Genomic DNA, 16,341 nt, shown 5'->3' with positions numbered 1-16,341 from the left:
GGCGATCACTGGGGGGAAAATGAAGATTCGTCACGCGCTCATCTCGTTCACTGCCGCTGGAGCACTTCTACTGGCGGGTTGCGCGGCTGTCGACGGTGAGGCGACAGCCAGTCCACCCGCCACGCCCGCCGCGGTCGAGGTCGACGAAAAACTGACGACGGTCGACGTCCGCGTGGCGAAGTCGATGCTCGACCCGGAAGGCGCGCTGTCCGACGATGAGATCATCGCGAGCGCGAAGGAGAACGGCCTCTCCGCGGTCGTCGAGGGCGACACGGTCGTCTACACGATGACGAAGTCTCAACGCGACGAGATGCTCGCCGGCATGCGGTCTTCAGCGCGGGAATCCGCCGATGATCTCGTCGCCGATGACGCAAACTCGGTCACCGCCGTCGACTTCGACGATGAGATGACGTCCTTCACGGTGTCGGTCGATCCCGCGAAGTACAGCGCGATGGAAGGATTCCTCGTGCTCGGCTTCTACATGCAGGGCGCGCTCTTACAGCAGTTCCAGGGAATCTCCGCCGACGACATCGACGTGACCGTCGACTTCGTTGACGACTCGACGGGCGAAGTGCTCGACTCTGGCTCGTTCCAGGACATGCGCAAGAACCTCGACCAGTAGGTCACCCCGTACGCCGGTCCGCCAGCGCTCAGCCTCCGATGGCGTTCATCCCTCGCGCGGGTTGCAGGAACGACGGGTCGTTGATCGCGTGACCCGGCAACTTGCCGAGCACGCACGCGTGGAGCGTCTCGGCGATGACACGGCGACGGTCGTCGGGCGCGGCGGCCACCGGCATCCCGCGCACAGCGCTCGTGACGTCGTACTCCGTCAGCGAGAAGAGGCAGTTGCGGAACTGACCGTCGGCGGTCAGGCGCAGGCGATCGCACGCTCCGCAGAAGGGTGCCGTCACCGACGCGATGACGCCGACCTCGTGCGGGCCGCCGTCGATCCGCCACTTCTCGGCGGGAGCACCGCCGCGGCCGGGGACCGGCTCGAGCGTCCATCGCTCCGACAACGCCTCGAGGATCTCCTCGCGCGTCACCATCGCGCTGCGGTCCCAGGTGTGCCCGGAATCCAGCGGCATCTGCTCGATGAAACGCAGCTGGGCCCCGACCTCCATCGCGAACGCCACGAGGTCCGAGAGCTGGTCGTCGTTCACGCCGCGCATCGCGACGGCGTTCAGCTTCAAAGGCTTCAGGTCGGATGCCGCGGCTGCCGCGATTCCCTCGAGCACGTCGTCGAGCCGGTCACGACGCGTGAGCGCGGCGAACCGCTCGCGGTCGATCGTGTCGATGCTGATGTTCAGCCGCGTCAGACCCGCATCGATCAGGTCGGGAAGCACCTCGGCGAGTCGGATGCCGTTGGTCGTCATCGCGACCTCGACCGGTCCGTCGGGTCCCGAGATCGCGGCGACGCGACGCACCACGTCGACGATGTCGGTGCGGAGCAGAGGCTCGCCGCCGGTGAGCCGGAAGGTGCGGATGCCGAGGCTCGCGGCCACCTCCGCGATCTCGACGATCTCGTCGGTCGTCAGGATGCTCGTGCGCGCGAGCCACTCGTTGCCCTGCTCTGGCATGCAGTAGGTGCAACGCAAGGAACAGCGGTCGGTCAGCGAGATCCGGAGATCGCGGTGGACTCGCCCGTGGGTGTCGACGAGGCCGACGGCGGGATCCGGGACGGCGCCCGGCGGGATCTGCGGCGCGGCGCGACCCAGCGAGATCGGAACGGCCGTCACCGCTCTCTCCCCCTGTGGCATCCCATTGTCCGAGCCTAATCGCCGCCACCAGCCGCCGGGGCGAGGAGGGCAGTCGCGGGCTGTGAAGTCGGCACCAATCCCCGGCCCGGTGCCAGATCGCACGCTAGTTTTCGGCACATGAGCCTCCGCCGCACCGCGCTGCCACTCCTCGCGGCGACTGCACTTCTCCTGACCGCCTGCTCGCCGGCGGAGTTTGGCCGAGAGCAGACCGCCGCGGACCGACCAGACTCCGTCGTCACCGGAGCGGAAGGAAAGCTCGACGTCGCGACACTGCGCTACGTCGGCAAGGCCGACGCTTACGACGTCTACCTCGCGCGCGCGGCGGATGACGGAGACTCCTTGTGCCTGTCGCTCACCCTCGACGACGTCTGGCAGACCACCGAGTGCGAGAGGGACTACGTGTCCATCCCGATCAGCGACAGTGCCAGTGTCGCCGCCGACCTGAGCTACCGCAGCGGGGAGGTCCGAGACATGATCTCCGACAACGTCTGGGTCACCCGCAAGTAGCCGCGCGCCTCATCGCCACGAACAGCTTCGTAACAGCTCCCGACGTCTCACCGCCGCTCCAGCCGTCAGGGCCGGATGCTGAAGAAGAGAACGAAGGTCGTCGCACTCGCGATGATCGCAACACCGAGTCCGAGAATCGTCCAGACCGCGATGCGACTCGCGCGCGACGGACGCTGCCCGCCCAGACCTGCATACGCCGCGGCGCACGAGAGGCCGACCCAGCCCAGGAGGCCGCCCACACCCATCGCTATCCCCAACGCACGTTCTGTGTCATCCGAATCGGACAGCTGCGCGACGACGAGACCGCCGTCCCAGTGGACGCCCGCCAGACCGAGCATGAGAACGCCGAGGAGCCCGATGATGGTGGCGGCGAGAGCGAGGAAGAAGCTCCCGATGATGCGCATGACCCCATCCTTACGGACCGAGCGTTGCACGGAAGCTCAGCGCGATGCGGCGAGGACGACCGGGTCCTCGCACCCCCTCGCAAAGCCTCGGATGCGCCGGTCCATGTCGCGCTGCAGCACGAACGCGCCGATCCGTTCGGCGAGCGGAGCGAGCCAGGCGGGGCGGCATGCGAAGTTGTACCGCCAGACGGCGAGCGTGCTGTCGGGCTCTTCGGCCACCGGCGTGAACTTCCACCCACCGGCGAGACGCTCGAAGAACCAGGAGCCCTTCGTCATCTTCATCCCGACGTTCGACGGCGGGTTGTAGGAGACGTATTCGCTCTCCATCCGGAAGCCGAAGCGCTGCACGGTGAACGTGCGGACGCCCTTCCCCGGGGCGGTCGCGCCGTCGACGAAGTACTGACGGCGGATGAACGGATCCCAGCGCTTGCGGGTCTCGCCCGTGGTTTGCGACACCGCGAAGGCGACCTCCACCGGGACCGGCACGACGCAACGGGACTCGATGACGCGCATGGACTCATCGTTGCAGGTTCGACGGGCATGCCGGGACCGACGTCGTCACCCCCTGCCAGGATGAGCGCGTGAACACACTCGCGGGGTCTCGATGGGTCGTCACCGGCGCTGCCGGCAACATCGGAGTCGCCCTCCGCCGAGAGCTCCGGGCCGCAGGCGTCGAGCTCGTCTCGACCGACGTCAGAGACGTGGAGCCCGTCGACCGGACCGGCGATCGCGTCACCGTCGCCGACCTGGCCGACCTCGCTGCGCTCACGGCGATGTTCGAGGACGCCAACGGCGTGATCCATCTGGGCGGGTTGTCCGATGAAGCCGACTTCCACGACCTCGCGCAGGTGAACATCGTCGGCACGTACCACGTGCTCGAAGCCGCTCGTCGGTCGGGTGTCCGCAGGGTCGTCAATGCGAGCAGCAACCGGGTCACCGGAATGTATCCCACGGACGCACTCGTCGACCCGGACATGCCCCCGCGACCCGACGGCTTCTACGGTGTGTCGAAGGTGGCGGGCGAGGCACTGTGCCGCCTCTACTCCGACAAGTTCGGCCTCAGCACGATCTCGCTCAGGATCGGGAGCTACGAAGAGGAACCCCGAACCCCCCGCGAGCGTGCAACCTGGCTCAGCCATCGAGACGCGATCGCCGCGTCCACCGCCGCGATGACGACCGACGAGCATTACGCCGTCTTCTATGCTGTATCGGCGAACTCGGAAGTCTGGTGGGATCGGGCGGCCGGGGAGCTCGTCGGTTTCCGGCCCACGGACGACGCCGCGGAGTGGAACCTTCCCGGCGCCACGATCGAGCCGCAGGGCGGATCGTTCGCGTCGCCGTCGTACTCGCTCGATCGCATGCGTGACTGACGCCCCTACTCACGACAGCCGCACGAACCGCACCCGCGACGGGTCGACCTGCAGCCAGACCGACTCTCCAGGCGACCACGACACAGTCGCGTGTGACACGTCCACCATCCCAGCCGAGGTGTGCACCCGCATCCCCGCCACCGTCGGCTCCACACGGACGACAGTCGCAGCCCACGCGTTCGACCCTGCCCCACCTACGATCCGCACGTCGCCCGGCCGGAACACGGCGGCGAGCGCGACGCCCTCACGCGCGGCGGGTGCGGCCTCCGCCCCCCTCAGCATGCGGCCCGCGGCATCCGTCAACCCACCGCCCGCCGAGACGCCCGGCATCCGATTCATGTCGGCAACCGATGCGACGAAGGCGGATGCCGGAGCCGCCAGCACCTCGCGCACGGGACCGCTCTGCACCACGGCGCCCGCCTCGATCACGAACAGCCTCTCGGCCAGCGCGACCGCGTCGCCGGCGTCGTGCGTCACGGCGACCGTCGTCACCCCGACGAGCTGCTCCCGCAGCATCCCGCGGATCTCGGACGCGGTCACGGGATCGAGCGCGACCAGCGGCTCGTCGAGCAACACCACCCGCGGCGACGCCGCCAGAGCCCGCGCGATCGCGACGCGCTGCTGCTCTCCCCCCGACAGTTCGCGCGGCATTCGTGTACCCAGCCCGCCGAGGCCGACCCGGGAGAGCCACGCGTCGGCGTCGGAACGGGCCTGCGCGGCGGGTGTTCCGGCGGCACGCGGCCCGAAGGCGACGTTCTCGCGCGCGCTCAGGTGCGGGAAGAGGCGCGGGTCCTGACCGAGCAGCACGACTCCGCGATGCATCGGCGGCGTGTGCACCCGGGGTGCGGCCACGCGCTCCACGGTCCGTCCGGCCACGACGACCTCGCCGCCGTTCAGCGGCACGAGTCCGGCGAGCGCGTCGAGCAGCGTCGACTTGCCGGCTCCGCTCGGACCCATGATCGCGACGGTCTCCCCCGCGGCCGCGTCGAGCGCGACGTCCACCCGGAAGCGCGCCCGGTCGACGACGACACGTGCCTGTAGCCCGCTCATCGGGCCGCCCCGGGTCGCCAGCCGCGCACCAGCATTAGGACGAGGACGGCGGTCGCCAGCAGCAGGAGTGCGAGGGCCACCGCGGTGCCCTGCGTCACGCCGGCTCCGTTGAACGCCGTGTAGATCGCGAGCGGCATCGTCTGCGTGACACCGGGGCGGTTACCGGCGAACAGGGCGGTCGCACCGAACTCGCCGATCGCCCGGGCGAAGCACAGCACGACACCCGCGACGATGCCGGGGGCAGCGAGCGGCAGCGTGATGCGCCGGAGGATCGTCCACCGACCGGCTCCCAGCGCGGCGGCGGTCCGCTCGAAGTCCACCCCGGTCGACCGCACCGCGCCCTCGACGGCGAGGACGAGGAAAGGCAGCGCGACGAATGTCTGCGCGACGACGACCGCCGGCGTGGTGAACGACAGCCCCCACCCGCCCAGCCACCCCTGACGACCGAACAGGTACAGCAGTGCGATCCCGCCGACCATCGGTGGAAGCACGAGCGGAACGGTCACCGCGGCACGCAGCACTGCCGCCAGGCGCGGGCCCGAGCGGGCGATCAGCAGCGCCAACGGCACACCGATCACGATGCACGCCGCAGTCGCCGCCGCCCCAGAGCCGAACGACAGTCCCAGGGCTTCGAGTGCCGCGGGCGAGGTCACATCGGCGACGAACGTCGACCAGTCCACCCGTGCGATGAGAGCCAGCAGCGGCAGGATCAGGAAGGCGAGACCGACGAGCGCGGGGAACGCGAGGCTCCGCGGAACGTACCCGCGAGCAGAGCTCACGGCGCCCCGAAGCCGTGGCCGGCGAGGATCTTCCGCCCGGCCTCGGACCGCACGAACGCGATGAACGCCGCAGCCGCGTCGGGATTCGCCGCATCCTTCAGCGCGGCGATCGGATATCTGTTGACGACCTCGTCTGCGCCGTCGGGCGCCACAGACGCGACGTCGCTCCGCCCGACCACATCGGTCGCGTACACGAGACCCGCATCGGCTTCACCGGCCGCGACCTTCGTCAGCACCGCCGTGACGTTCTGCTCGAGGCTCGCGGCGTCGAGCGTGACGCCCCCCGCGCTCAGCAGCTTCGCGGATGCCGCGCCGCACGGCACCTCGGGAGCGCACAGCACCGTCACGGCATCAGCCAGGTCAGCCAGCGTCGAGACCTTCTTCGGGTTGCCCGCCGGGACGACGATCACGAGCGTGTTGGAGGCGAACACCGCGGGCTCGAGCGCGAACTCCGACACCTTCGCCATCGTGGCCTCGTCGGCCGACGCGAACACGTCCGCCGGCGCCCCCTCGGAGATCTGGGTCGCGAGCGTCGACGATCCGTCGTAGACCGGACTGATGGCGACCCCGGGATGCTTCGCCGTGAACGCCTCGTCGATCTCGTCGAACGACCCCTTGAGGGATGCCGCGGCGTAAACCGTCAGCGACCCGCCGAGCTGATCGCCCAACGTGGGGGGTGCCGGTGCCGCGCACCCCGTCAGCAGGAGCGCGAGTGCCCCGAGGGCTAGCGGCCGGAGCAGGGAACGCCGCATGTCACTCCCCCGCCAACTCGACGACGACATTGGTCGCCTTGACCGAGGCCCGGGCGAGGGTGCCGACCTCGAGCTCCAGCTCGCGCACCGCCTCGGCGGACAGGAGCGAGACGACACGGTGCGGGCCGGACTGGATGTCGACCTGCGCCATGACGCCGTCGACCTGCACCCGCGTCACGATCCCGACGAAGCTGTTGCGAGCGCTGGAGCGGTGCTCGTAGCCGTCGCCCGGGTCGTTCGCCATCGAGACCGCGAAGGCGGCGAGCGCCTCGCCCGGGATCTCGGCGGGCACGGCGTCGGTCACCGGGAGCAGCCCCTGGTCGATCCAACGCCGCACCGAATCGTCGCTCACGCCCAGAAGGCGGGCGGCTCGCGCCACGCGGTAGGTCGTCATGCGTCAATCATGCCGCATGCGCGGCTCTCGGCCGCGTAACGAGCCGTATCTGCGGTTTCCTAACCTGCAGCGAATCCGATCCCGCGGCATCCGGACCCCCGTAAACTCGGGACATGCGCCCCCTGGTCGATCCCGTGTCCGAGTTGGATCCCGACGAGCGCAGGCGGACCGCTCGCCACACCGTTCTCAAGGGCATCGGCGACGAGGGGCAGCGGCGTCTCGCGAACACGCGCGTCGCCGTCGTCGGCGCCGGCGGCATCGGGTCGCCCGCGATCCTGGCCCTCGCCGCCGCGGGCGTCGGTGCCATCACCGTCATCGACGACGACACCGTCGAGCTCCACAACCTGCAGCGCCAGATCGCGCACCGCATCGAGGACATCGGCGTCCACAAGACCGAGAGCACCGTGCGCGCCGTCGCGGCACTGTCGCCCGTCACCGTCGTCACTCCGGTCACCGCTCGCCTCGATGACGACAACGCGCAGGAGTTCTTCGCGGGTGCCGACATCGTGATCGACACGAGCGACTCGTTCGCCACGCGTCGCGCCGTCGCGGCCGCCACCGAGGCGATGGGGCTCCCTCTCGTATGGGGAGCCGTCCGCGAGTGGCACGCGCAGATCACGGTCTTCTGGTCGCGGCCGCCGGAGGGCGATCCGGTCGTTCTCAACGATCTCTTCGCCGTCGGCACCGAGGGCGACCCGCCCACCTGCGCGCAGGTCGGCGTGCTCGGTGCCCTGTGCGTGCAGGTCGGCGGCATCCTCGCCACCGAAGTGGTGAAGCTCGCGATCGGCGTCGGCACGCCGCTGCTCGGTCGCATGCTCGTCCTCGACGCGCTCTCGAGCCGTCAGCACGAGATCCCGCTGCGGTCGGCCGCAACGGCTGCGGCGGCGAGCGCATGAGCGGGCTCCGCAGCGTCGAGGAACAGCTCGCGCGCGTCCTGGCCGCGGTCCGAACGCTTCCCACCGAGGTCGTCCCCGTCGGGACATCTGCCGGCCGCACGCTTGCGGCACCGGCCGTCGCTGCGCACGACATCCCCCTCTTTGACAACTCCGCCATGGACGGCTTCGCCGTGCGCGCCGCGGACGTGGCGCCGGCCGGGCCGGGGCATCCCGTCTCGCTGCGGGTCGTCGCGGATCTTCCCGCCGGGGTGGCGGACGACCCGGCGCTCTCGGAGGGCGAGGCGGCCCGGATCATGACGGGATCGCCCACGCCCACCGACGCGGACGCGATCGTGCCGTTCGAGAACACCGCCGGCGGGCTCGCCGACTCGCTCGACATCGTCGAGGTGCTCGAGGCTCCCGCCGCCGGCGCGTTCATCCGTCGCCGCGGCGCGGACCTGCACGCCGGTGACGTCGTCATCACCGCCGGCGAGCGCATGGGACCGTTCCAGGTCGCCGCCGCCGTCGCCGCCGGGATCGACGAGGTGACGGTCGTCCGCGCGCCTCGCGTCGCCGTCGTCTCGACCGGCAGCGAGCTGACCGGGCCGGGCGAGCCCGTGCGCCGGGGGCTCATCCCCGACTCGAACGGGCCGCTCCTCGAGCATCTCGTCCCCGCGTCCGATGCCGAGGTCGTGATGGTCGCCCGCGTCCCGGACGACGGCGACAGGGTCGCAGGGGCCACGGCCGCTGCGCGCACCGCAGGGGCGGACGTCATCATCTTCACCGGCGGTGTCAGCGCGGGAGCCTACGAGCCCGTGCGCGCCGCCTTCGACGGCCACGGCGAGGTCGAGTTCGCCAAGGTCTCGATGCAGCCCGGCAAGCCGCAGGCCTTCGGCACCGTGGGTGACGGATGCCTCGTCTTCGGCCTCCCCGGCAACCCGGTCAGCGTCGCCGTATCGTTCGAGGTGTTCGTGCGCCCCGCTCTTCTCGCTCTGCAGGGCCGGTCGGTCATCCACCGCGCCCACGTGACCATGACCGCGGCGGAGGCGTGGACCACTCCGCCCGGACGACGGCAGTACCTGCCGGCCGTCGTCGATCTCGCCGCAGGGACCGTGCGCCCCGCGACGGCGGGCGGCTCGGGCTCGCATCTGGCCGGCGGGCTCGCACAGGCATCCGCGTTCGCCATCGTGCCGGGCGAGGTCGCGAGCGTGGCCGTCGGCGACGTCGTAGATGTCATGCTGGTCTGATGAGCTTCCCCCACCTCGACTCGGCCGGCCGGGCGCACATGGTCGACGTCACGGCGAAGGCCCCGACGGTCCGCACGGCCACCGCACGGGGCTTCGTCCGGTGCAGCGCCGAGGTCGTCGCCGCGCTCCGCGACGGCACCGCCCCGAAGGGTGACGTGCTGGCTGTCGCGCGCATCGCCGGCATCCAGGCGGCGAAGTCTACGGCGACGCTCCTGCCGCTCGCCCACGTGATCGGTGTGCACCGGGCATCCGTCGAGCTCGACATCACCGACGACGGCGTCGAGATCGAGGCGACCGTGGGAACCGCGGACCGCACCGGCGTCGAGATGGAGGCGATCACCGCGGTGTCGGTCACCGCACTCGCCGTCGTCGACATGATCAAGGGCCTCGACCGGGCCGTGGTGATCGAGAACGTCCGCATCGTCGCGAAGTCGGGCGGACGCTCGGGCGACTGGGTACGTCCCGGAGAAGAGGACCGCTCATGACGCTCGTCCGCTACTTCGCAGCCGCTGCCGAGGCTGCCGGGACCGAGAGCGAGGAGCGCCCCGAGGCGACCCTCGCCGAGCTCCGCACAGCGATCCTCGACGAGCATCCCCAGCTGTGGTTCGTGCTGCCGGACTGCGCCGTGCTCGTCGACGGCGTGCGTACCGACGGCGACACCCCCCTCGCAGATGCACGCATGATCGACGTGCTGCCGCCCTTCGCCGGCGGCTGATCCGAGGCTGAGCCTCAGCCGCCGATGCCCTTCCACGCCGTCGTGCCGTCGACTTCGAGCTGACGCTTCCACACCGGCAGGTCGGTCTTGATCGTCTCGATGATGGCGCGGCAGACCTCGAACGCCTCGGCCCGGTGCTCCGACGCGACGGCGATGACGACCGCGGCATCGCCGACGGCGAGATTGCCGACACGGTGGCTGACGGCCACGACGGCGCCCGACGCATCACCCGCTTCGGCGGCGATCCGGTGCAGGGTCGACTCTGCGTCGGGGTGAGCGCTGTACTCGAGGCCGACGACGGTGGTCGCGGCATCCGGATCGTTGTCGCGCACCCGACCGATGAACGTCGTCACCGCACCGTATTTCGGGTCCTCCACCGCGCGCAGGTGCGCGTCGAGGTCGAGGGCGGTCTCTTCGAGCCGGGCGATCCGAACAGCGTTCACGAGTGGTCTCCGCCTCTCACCTGGTCGACCACGTGTGTGGCGACCGACACGATCACAGGGATGCCGGAGCTCACCGCACGCGGCGACCCCGGCAGATTGACGATCAGAGCTCCCTCGGGGTCGGCGACACCTGCGACGCCGCGGGAGATCACCGACAGCGGGGTGTCGGCGAGGCCGACGCGGCGGAGCTCCTCGGCGATGCCCGCCAGCGGCCGGGTCACGACGCGCTCCGTACCCTCGGGCGTCTGATCGCGCGGGCCGACACCGGTGCCACCTGTCGTGACGACGAGACCGGCGCCGGTGGCGAGGGCACGGCGCAGCACCGATTCGACGGAATCCGCGCCGTCGGGGACGACCTCGAGTCCGATGACCTCGATGCCCGCGTCTTCGAGCAGCTGCACCGCGAGCGGCCCGCCGCGGTCCTCGCGCTCGCCCGAGGCGGAGCGGTCGGAGACCGTGATCACGACGGCGCGAAGGGATGTCACGTGCTCACCCTAGGCCGTGCGTCACGAAACGGTGACGAGGGAACGCTGCCAGCCCGACGAGCCGTTCGGGGCGATCGCGGCGCGCTCCTCGACCTGCATGTCGCCGTTCTTGTTGATCGCGCGGACCGCTACGTAGTGGGTGCCGGGCGTGGCATCCCATTCGAGGACCCACTGCACCCAGGTGTCCTTGTTGATGGGGTTGGACAGCTTCGCCGGCATCCACTCGCCGTTGTCGATGCTGACCTCGACGCGCTCGATGCCCACGGTTTGCGCCCACGCCACTCCGGCGATGGGGACGGTGCCCGCCTTGACGGGTGAGCCGCTCTTGGGGGTGTCGACGCGCGACGAGAACTTAATCGGCGCCTCGGCGCTGTAGCCACGCGGCGTCCAGTAGGCCTGGTCGTCGGCGAACGTCGTGATCTTCAGCTCGGTGACCCACTTGGTCGCCGAGACGTACCCGTAGAGACCCGGGATGACCATGCGGACGGGGAAGCCGTGCTCGGGAGGGAGGGGCTCGCCGTTCATCGCGACAGCGAGGATCGCATCGATGTTCTCGTCGGTGCCCGCCGAGAGGGGCGTGCTCGCGGTGTAACCGTCGATGCTGGTCGAGAGGATCATGTCGGCGCCCGCCTTCGGCCCCGCCATCTTGAGGACTTCGCGCAGCGGCACGCCCTGCCAGATCGCATTGCCGACGAGGTTGCCGCCGACCTCGTTCGAGACGCAGGTGAGCGTGATGGCGTACTCGTCGAGGCCCATGTCGAGGAGGTCCTGGAACGACAGTTCGACGCGCTTGTCGACCATGCCGTCGATGACCAGGCGCCAGGTCGACGGGTCGATATTCGGAACGGTGAGAGCGGTGTCGACCCGGTAGAAGTCGGCATTCGGGGTGATGAGCGGGCTGATGCCCTTCACGTCGAGCTCCGCGCCCGACGGGATCGTGACCTTCGACTTCGGGGCGGGCAGCTTGAGTGCACGGCGGATCGCGTCGGCGGAGGCGGTTGCCGCGCTGACCGTGCGCGCTGCGACCCCCACGACGAGAGCGGAGACGCCCGCGATGCCCGTCATCAGCAGGAAGCGTCGACGGTCGAGGCCGTCCTCGCGCGCGTCGGCGTCTGAGAGGTGCGCGTCGCGCCAGGCCCGCAGCCGGCGACCGAGGAAGAAGAGAATCGCCGCGCCGGCCAGTGTGCCGAGGAGCGGCGGCAGGAACGCGAGCGCCGTTGCTTCGGCGCGCGTGAGGATGGCCGCACCCGACAGGATGCCGGCGAGCACCAGCGCGATGACGCCCAGGGGCGGCCGGATGTACTCGAGGACGCCGGCGATCGCCGACGCGATGACGACAGCGAGACCGAGACCGGCGAGGAGCGCGATCTTGTCGTACTCGCCGAACGTGCTGATCGCGAATTCCTTCAGCGGACGCGGGACGATGTCGATCACGAACGACCCGACCGCGAGGATCGGACTCGAGGTGCTCGAGAACAGCAGGGCAGCCAGCTCGGCGATCGCGAGGAAGACGGCGCCCCCGACCAGGCCCGAGACGGCCGCCCAGAAGAAGAACCGCTTGCCTGTGGTGTGAGTGCTCATGTCATCCCTTCCGAGCTTGTTCGTAGCGAACACCGAATCGGATGCACCGAGGCTGCGGCGATGTCATGCGTGACGGGCTTGCGTGTCCCACTGTGACGCATCACGGGAGCGGAATCTCCCTCTTGCGGATCCGGGGCGGATCGGTCAGCTCACCCGGCGAACGGCCACGCCACCGTCAGCCGCAGCGGCTCGTCGTCGCGCGGCGAGTTGTGCCAGATCTCCCGCGGCGGGCCGATGGGGGTGCGACCGGCATCCGTGATCCAGGCGTGCACCTCGTCGTACAGCGCGAGGATCTCGGGGAAGTCCGTCTCGTGTCCTTCCGCGTGACGGAGGGCGACCTGGCCGCCGGTCATCCGGTAGCTGCGCACGTCGTCGGCGCCGTCGATCAGGCCGTCGACGGGCACGACGATCTCGAGCGGACCGTCGGAGTCATCGGTGACCGGCGCATGGAAGACCCCGAAGGCGTCCCCGGTCACCTGCAGTCCCGCGCCCTCGGCGATCTGCCGCAGGTGGTGGACCCCGTCGTGGATGATCTGGTCCATCTCCTGCGGCGCCATGCGGCGCATGACGCTCAGGACGGGGCGATCGGCCTCGATCGCGGTTTCGACAGCGGACATCAGCGTCTCCTTCGTGAGATGAAGCCGCGCTCGAGCGAGCACGACATGGTGAGCCTGCGTTCGACGATCCATCGCTGCTGTCGCCTCATCGATCAGGGCGACAGCGGCATCCGGATCCGTGTCGGACAGGTCGACGATCGACGCGATCTGATCCAGTGAGAGGTCGGCCGAGCGCAGGAGTGCGATGAGCCATCCCGTCGGCACCTGATCGCCCGAGTAGTAGCGGTACCCGGTCTCGGCATCCACCCGGCGCGGTACGAGCAGTCCGCGATCCGCGTAGATCCGGAGCGCCTTCGCCGACAGCAGGGTCGACGCGCCGAACCGGCCGGCGGTCATCCACTCTTCGTCTTGTGCAGCCACGAGTTCAGCATCGACCCGGCCCCAGGGGCGAGGTCAAGCACCTCTTGACCATCGGTGCGATTGGGCCATGGCACAGCGAGCGGCTGACCGGCACGGGTAGCGTGGGCCGCGGCGAACTCGCCGACCGGTACCGCGCGGGGGGCGTAGGACATGAACACAGGCGCACGGCGTGTCCGTAAGGATCGGTTCACGCCGCTCCTCCTCGTCGGGGCGGCGATGATCGCTGTCGTCGCCATCGTCTATCTCGCAGGCCGGGAGTTCGGCCTGCTCGCGCGATGGTGGTTGTTCAGCGGAGCGCTCGCCTTCCCCGGCTTCGTGTTCGCCGGGATGCTCGCCGGATCCCTCATCCTGACCTTCCTCGCACTGATCCTCCGGCGAAACAGGAAGATCGCGCTGCTCGGCACCGGTGTCGTGAGCACCGGCCTGCTCGTCGCCCTGCTCGTGACGGCGTTCGCGATGCCCGCCACCGTCACCCCCGACGCCGTCCCGGCTCGTCAGGACGGTCAGCTGCGAGTCCTGGGCTGGAACGTCCTGCAGGGCGCGGAGGATGCGGCATCCCGCGCCGCTCTCATCGGCGCGCTCCAACCCGACATCGTCGTCCTCAGCGAGCTTTATCAGGGCAACCTCCTCCGGGACGGTGATGTACCGGCGGGGTACGTGAGCTATGGCGTGCGCGGCATCGCGGTGACCGTGCTCGTCGCGGACGATCTGCCGCGCTACCGGGTCGTGGACGCGGACGAATCTGGCCGCACGTCCGGTTTCGTCCTCGCTCCCGAGGTCGACGGTGCTGCGCCGCGCATCGTCGCCGCGCACCTCGTCGCTCTCAGCTTCCGTGGCGATTCGTCGGGACGCGACTTCGGCCTCGACTGGATCTCGTCGCACTGCGGCTCCCCCGACACGATCGTCGCGGGCGACCTCAACGCCGTCCCCGCGAACATGCCCGGAAGACGACTCGGCTCGTGCCGCACCGTCGGCGCCTTCGCTCCGTCATGGCCCTCGATGGTTCCACCGTTGTTCGGCGCCGCGATCGATAACGTCCTCGCGACGCCAGAGTGGGATGCCGCGCGGGTCGCCACACTCGATGTCGCCGGCATCGCGACGGACCACCGCCCCATCGTCGCCGACCTCGTCCGCCGCTGACCCTGCGGACGGGCATAGCCTCGAACGGTGCCCGACCTCGAGATCCTCCGTTACGCCGCCTTCACCACGCACTCCGATGGCGGCAACCCCGCCGGCGTCGTGCTCGACGCGTCCGCCCTCGACGAGGCGTCGATGCAGCGCATCGCTGCGGACATCGACTTCTCCGAGACGGCGTTCGTCACAGGGACCGACAGCGACTGCGCCCTGACGATCCGCTACTTCTCCCCCATCGCCGAGGTGCCGTTCTGCGGTCACGCGACCGTCGCCACCGCCGTCGCTCTCGCCGATGCCGACCGCGTGGGGGCGGGCGCGATCCGGTTCGCGACGCCGGTAGGTGCCGTCGAGATCCGGGTGAGCACGGATGCCGCGGGCACACGCGCCTCGTTCACGAGCGTCGAACCGTCGGTGTCGCCGATCACCGCAGACGATCTCACGGCGGTCCTCGACGAGATCGGGCTCGAAGCGTCGGACCTCGATGCGGATCTTCCACCGCGGATCGCGCACGCCGGCAACCCGCATCCGGTCCTCGTCATCGCCGACCGTGCGGCGTTCGACGGCTTCACGTTCGATGCGGCGCGCGTGCGCTCTCTCATGGACGACCGCGCATGGCCCGCGACGATCACGGTCGCCCACCGTCTCGGGCCGGACCGCTTCGCCGCACGCAACCTCTTCCCCGTCGGACGCATCACCGAGGACCCTGCCACTGGATCGGCCGCGGCGTCGTTCGGCGCCTACCTGCGGTCACTTGCTGCCGTCGCACCGCCCGCTCAGGTCGTCATCGAGCAGGGCGCGCACGTCGGACGGGCCGGCGAGCTGATCGTGGACATCCCGGCCTCGGGTGGCATCGTCGTCACCGGCCACGCCGTCCGCATCGACTTCTAGTTCGTCGCGCGGCGCATCAGCCGAAGGACCTCGGCCGGATGCTCGACCGCTGCGAAGTGGCCGGCGTCCGGCAGCACCACCTCGTCGAAGTCCTCGATCAGTGCCGCGAGCCCGGCACCGTCATCCGTGCCCACGAACACGTCGCGGGCACCGCGGACCGACCTCACCGAGCAGCGGATGCCGCGCCACGACGACTCGTCGTAGGCTGCGGCGGCACGGGATGCGGCGACGAAAGCCCGCGGCCGGATCTCGTCGGCGAGCGCGTGCACGACGGAGGGGTCGATCCGGCGGGACAGCGCGAAGAGGGGTGCGCTCAGGGGTCGCAGGAGACCGCCGCGCTCGAGGGTGCGGAGCAGCGGAGCGGACGCGTCGCCGAGACCGCGGAGGATGCGCATGGCCAGGAGCATCCCCGCGAAGGCGGGCAGCCCGAGCCCGCCTCGGAGCGGCCGTCGCACGGCGTCGAACACGGCCGGTCCCGACGGCGAGACGAGGAAGACGGAATCAGTCCTCTCGGGAAAACGGGCAGCCAGGTCGAGGGCCAACGCGCCGCCGAGCGAGTGACCGACGACATCCCATCGCTCGTATCCCAGGGCCATGACGACCTCGCGGATCGCCTCGCTGAAACGCCCGATGTCGATCCCGTCGGACGGGAACGGGCTCTCGCCCCAGCCGGGCAGGTCGAGCGCGACGACGTTGCGCACCGGATCGTCGCATCGAGCAGCGGCTCGCAGCAGCGGGGTCCAGCTCGTCCACGATCCGGCGGCGCCGTGCAGCAGGACGGTCGCCACGGGGCTGGCGGCGACCCCCACGCGTGCGACAACCGTGCCGATGGTCGTCGGGATCTCGACCCGACGCAGGCCGAGGGCAGCGGCATCCGTCTCCAGTCGCGTCCGAGCGTGCGCGGATTCGGGTTGCCAGGTGATCGTCACGGAGGGTGTTCGTCGCCGACCGCGCATCGGATCGGGCGGCGCGCCGAGCTCAGG

21 protein-coding genes are annotated in these 16,341 nt (G+C 70.2%); 9 read left to right on the top strand and 12 right to left on the bottom strand.

Features of this window, described 5'->3' with window-relative positions; translation table 11 throughout:
• Positions 1–19 precede the first annotated feature (19 nt).
• Entirely contained in the window at positions 20–622 is a 603-nt protein-coding gene (locus MRBLMI1x_RS06955) for a hypothetical protein (RefSeq protein ID WP_065571251.1), read from the top strand.
• Positions 623–650: 28 nt separating this feature from the next.
• Here the strand turns inward: MRBLMI1x_RS06955 and moaA are convergent, their stop codons facing one another.
• A complete protein-coding gene (moaA, locus tag MRBLMI1x_RS06950) occupies positions 651–1,736 on the bottom strand; it encodes a GTP 3',8-cyclase MoaA (RefSeq protein ID WP_363457530.1) in 1,086 nt (361 codons plus the stop codon).
• A 138-nt stretch (positions 1,737–1,874) separates the two neighbouring features.
• Between moaA and MRBLMI1x_RS06945 the strand changes: the two genes are divergently transcribed.
• Complete coding sequence (locus MRBLMI1x_RS06945) at positions 1,875–2,264, top strand: hypothetical protein (RefSeq protein WP_363457527.1); 390 nt, start codon at positions 1,875–1,877, stop codon at positions 2,262–2,264.
• Positions 2,265–2,329: 65 nt separating this feature from the next.
• On the opposite strand, the gene MRBLMI1x_RS06940 is transcribed toward MRBLMI1x_RS06945, so the two are convergent.
• Both MRBLMI1x_RS06940 and MRBLMI1x_RS06935 read right to left on the bottom strand, forming a co-directional pair.
• Entirely contained in the window at positions 2,330–2,668 is a 339-nt protein-coding gene (locus MRBLMI1x_RS06940; RefSeq protein WP_311869481.1) for a hypothetical protein, read from the bottom strand.
• Positions 2,669–2,704: 36 nt separating this feature from the next.
• Positions 2,705–3,181 carry an SRPBCC family protein gene (locus tag MRBLMI1x_RS06935; RefSeq protein ID WP_311869478.1) on the bottom strand — a complete coding sequence of 159 codons (477 nt, stop codon included), beginning with the start codon at positions 3,179–3,181 and terminating at the stop codon, positions 2,705–2,707.
• Positions 3,182–3,249: 68 nt separating this feature from the next.
• On the opposite strand from MRBLMI1x_RS06935, the gene MRBLMI1x_RS06930 reads away from it, so the two are divergent.
• Complete coding sequence (locus tag MRBLMI1x_RS06930) at positions 3,250–4,038, top strand: NAD-dependent epimerase/dehydratase family protein (RefSeq protein ID WP_311869475.1); 789 nt, start codon at positions 3,250–3,252, stop codon at positions 4,036–4,038.
• Positions 4,039–4,047: 9 nt separating this feature from the next.
• Here the strand turns inward: MRBLMI1x_RS06930 and MRBLMI1x_RS06925 are convergent, their stop codons facing one another.
• Genes MRBLMI1x_RS06925 through MRBLMI1x_RS06910 form a run of 4 tightly spaced genes read right to left on the bottom strand, consistent with a single transcriptional unit; the run spans position 4,048 to position 7,013 of the window.
• Entirely contained in the window at positions 4,048–5,088 is a 1,041-nt protein-coding gene (locus MRBLMI1x_RS06925) for an ABC transporter ATP-binding protein (protein WP_363457522.1), read from the bottom strand.
• Complete coding sequence (locus tag MRBLMI1x_RS06920) at positions 5,085–5,867, bottom strand: molybdate ABC transporter permease subunit (RefSeq protein ID WP_018187102.1); 783 nt, start codon at positions 5,865–5,867, stop codon at positions 5,085–5,087. The genes MRBLMI1x_RS06925 and MRBLMI1x_RS06920 overlap by 4 nt, the downstream gene beginning before the upstream one ends.
• Positions 5,864–6,619: a molybdate ABC transporter substrate-binding protein gene (modA, locus tag MRBLMI1x_RS06915; protein ID WP_363457519.1), complete on the bottom strand. Its 756-nt coding sequence runs from the start codon at positions 6,617–6,619 to the stop codon at positions 5,864–5,866. The genes MRBLMI1x_RS06920 and modA overlap by 4 nt, the downstream gene beginning before the upstream one ends.
• 1 nt (position 6,620) lies before the next feature.
• A complete protein-coding gene (locus MRBLMI1x_RS06910) occupies positions 6,621–7,013 on the bottom strand; it encodes a TOBE domain-containing protein (protein WP_018187100.1) in 393 nt (130 codons plus the stop codon).
• 113 nt (positions 7,014–7,126) lie between these two features.
• On the opposite strand from MRBLMI1x_RS06910, the gene MRBLMI1x_RS06905 reads away from it, so the two are divergent.
• From MRBLMI1x_RS06905 to MRBLMI1x_RS06890, 4 genes are read left to right on the top strand one after another with little or no spacing between them, the layout of a single operon-like run.
• Positions 7,127–7,909, top strand: coding sequence for a HesA/MoeB/ThiF family protein (locus tag MRBLMI1x_RS06905; RefSeq protein WP_020098234.1), 783 nt, complete (start codon positions 7,127–7,129; stop codon positions 7,907–7,909).
• Positions 7,906–9,135 carry a gephyrin-like molybdotransferase Glp gene (glp, locus tag MRBLMI1x_RS06900; protein ID WP_363457514.1) on the top strand — a complete coding sequence of 410 codons (1,230 nt, stop codon included), beginning with the start codon at positions 7,906–7,908 and terminating at the stop codon, positions 9,133–9,135. Before MRBLMI1x_RS06905 ends, glp begins: the two co-directional genes overlap by 4 nt.
• Positions 9,135–9,620, top strand: coding sequence for a cyclic pyranopterin monophosphate synthase MoaC (gene moaC, locus MRBLMI1x_RS06895; RefSeq protein WP_018187097.1), 486 nt, complete (start codon positions 9,135–9,137; stop codon positions 9,618–9,620). The genes glp and moaC overlap by 1 nt, the downstream gene beginning before the upstream one ends.
• Positions 9,617–9,850: a MoaD/ThiS family protein gene (locus MRBLMI1x_RS06890; RefSeq protein ID WP_020098231.1), complete on the top strand. Its 234-nt coding sequence runs from the start codon at positions 9,617–9,619 to the stop codon at positions 9,848–9,850. Before moaC ends, MRBLMI1x_RS06890 begins: the two co-directional genes overlap by 4 nt.
• A 14-nt stretch (positions 9,851–9,864) precedes the next feature.
• Here MRBLMI1x_RS06890 and MRBLMI1x_RS06885 read toward each other — a convergent pair whose 3' ends face one another.
• The 4 genes from MRBLMI1x_RS06885 to MRBLMI1x_RS06870 all read right to left on the bottom strand — a co-directional run bounded on the left by MRBLMI1x_RS06885 (position 9,865) and on the right by MRBLMI1x_RS06870 (position 13,336).
• Positions 9,865–10,293 carry a molybdenum cofactor biosynthesis protein MoaE gene (locus MRBLMI1x_RS06885; protein WP_363457509.1) on the bottom strand — a complete coding sequence of 143 codons (429 nt, stop codon included), beginning with the start codon at positions 10,291–10,293 and terminating at the stop codon, positions 9,865–9,867.
• The gene (locus MRBLMI1x_RS06880) at positions 10,290–10,778 is read right to left on the bottom strand and encodes a molybdenum cofactor synthesis domain-containing protein (RefSeq protein WP_116228339.1); all 489 of its coding nucleotides are present in this window, start codon (positions 10,776–10,778) and stop codon (positions 10,290–10,292) included. The genes MRBLMI1x_RS06885 and MRBLMI1x_RS06880 overlap by 4 nt, the downstream gene beginning before the upstream one ends.
• A 21-nt stretch (positions 10,779–10,799) precedes the next feature.
• Positions 10,800–12,359: a molybdopterin-dependent oxidoreductase gene (locus MRBLMI1x_RS06875; RefSeq protein WP_018187093.1), complete on the bottom strand. Its 1,560-nt coding sequence runs from the start codon at positions 12,357–12,359 to the stop codon at positions 10,800–10,802.
• Positions 12,360–12,508: 149 nt separating this feature from the next.
• Positions 12,509–13,336: a MerR family transcriptional regulator gene (locus tag MRBLMI1x_RS06870; protein ID WP_363457504.1), complete on the bottom strand. Its 828-nt coding sequence runs from the start codon at positions 13,334–13,336 to the stop codon at positions 12,509–12,511.
• A 150-nt stretch (positions 13,337–13,486) separates the two neighbouring features.
• Between MRBLMI1x_RS06870 and MRBLMI1x_RS06865 the strand changes: the two genes are divergently transcribed.
• The gene (locus MRBLMI1x_RS06865) at positions 13,487–14,476 is read left to right on the top strand and encodes an endonuclease/exonuclease/phosphatase family protein (RefSeq protein WP_020098226.1); all 990 of its coding nucleotides are present in this window, start codon (positions 13,487–13,489) and stop codon (positions 14,474–14,476) included.
• Between the two features lie 27 nt (positions 14,477–14,503).
• A complete protein-coding gene (locus MRBLMI1x_RS06860) occupies positions 14,504–15,358 on the top strand; it encodes a PhzF family phenazine biosynthesis protein (protein WP_363457499.1) in 855 nt (284 codons plus the stop codon).
• Here MRBLMI1x_RS06860 and MRBLMI1x_RS06855 read toward each other — a convergent pair.
• Positions 15,355–16,287, bottom strand: coding sequence for an alpha/beta fold hydrolase (locus MRBLMI1x_RS06855; protein WP_363457496.1), 933 nt, complete (start codon positions 16,285–16,287; stop codon positions 15,355–15,357). The two genes, MRBLMI1x_RS06860 and MRBLMI1x_RS06855, sit on opposite strands and share 4 nt — an antisense overlap.
• Positions 16,288–16,341: the final 54 nt, after the last annotated feature.

The organism is Microbacterium sp. LMI1x-1-1.1, from assembly GCF_040676205.1.
GTDB classification, from domain to species: domain Bacteria; phylum Actinomycetota; class Actinomycetes; order Actinomycetales; family Microbacteriaceae; genus Microbacterium; species Microbacterium aquilitoris.
This window is presented reverse-complemented; position numbering and strand designations above follow the sequence as displayed.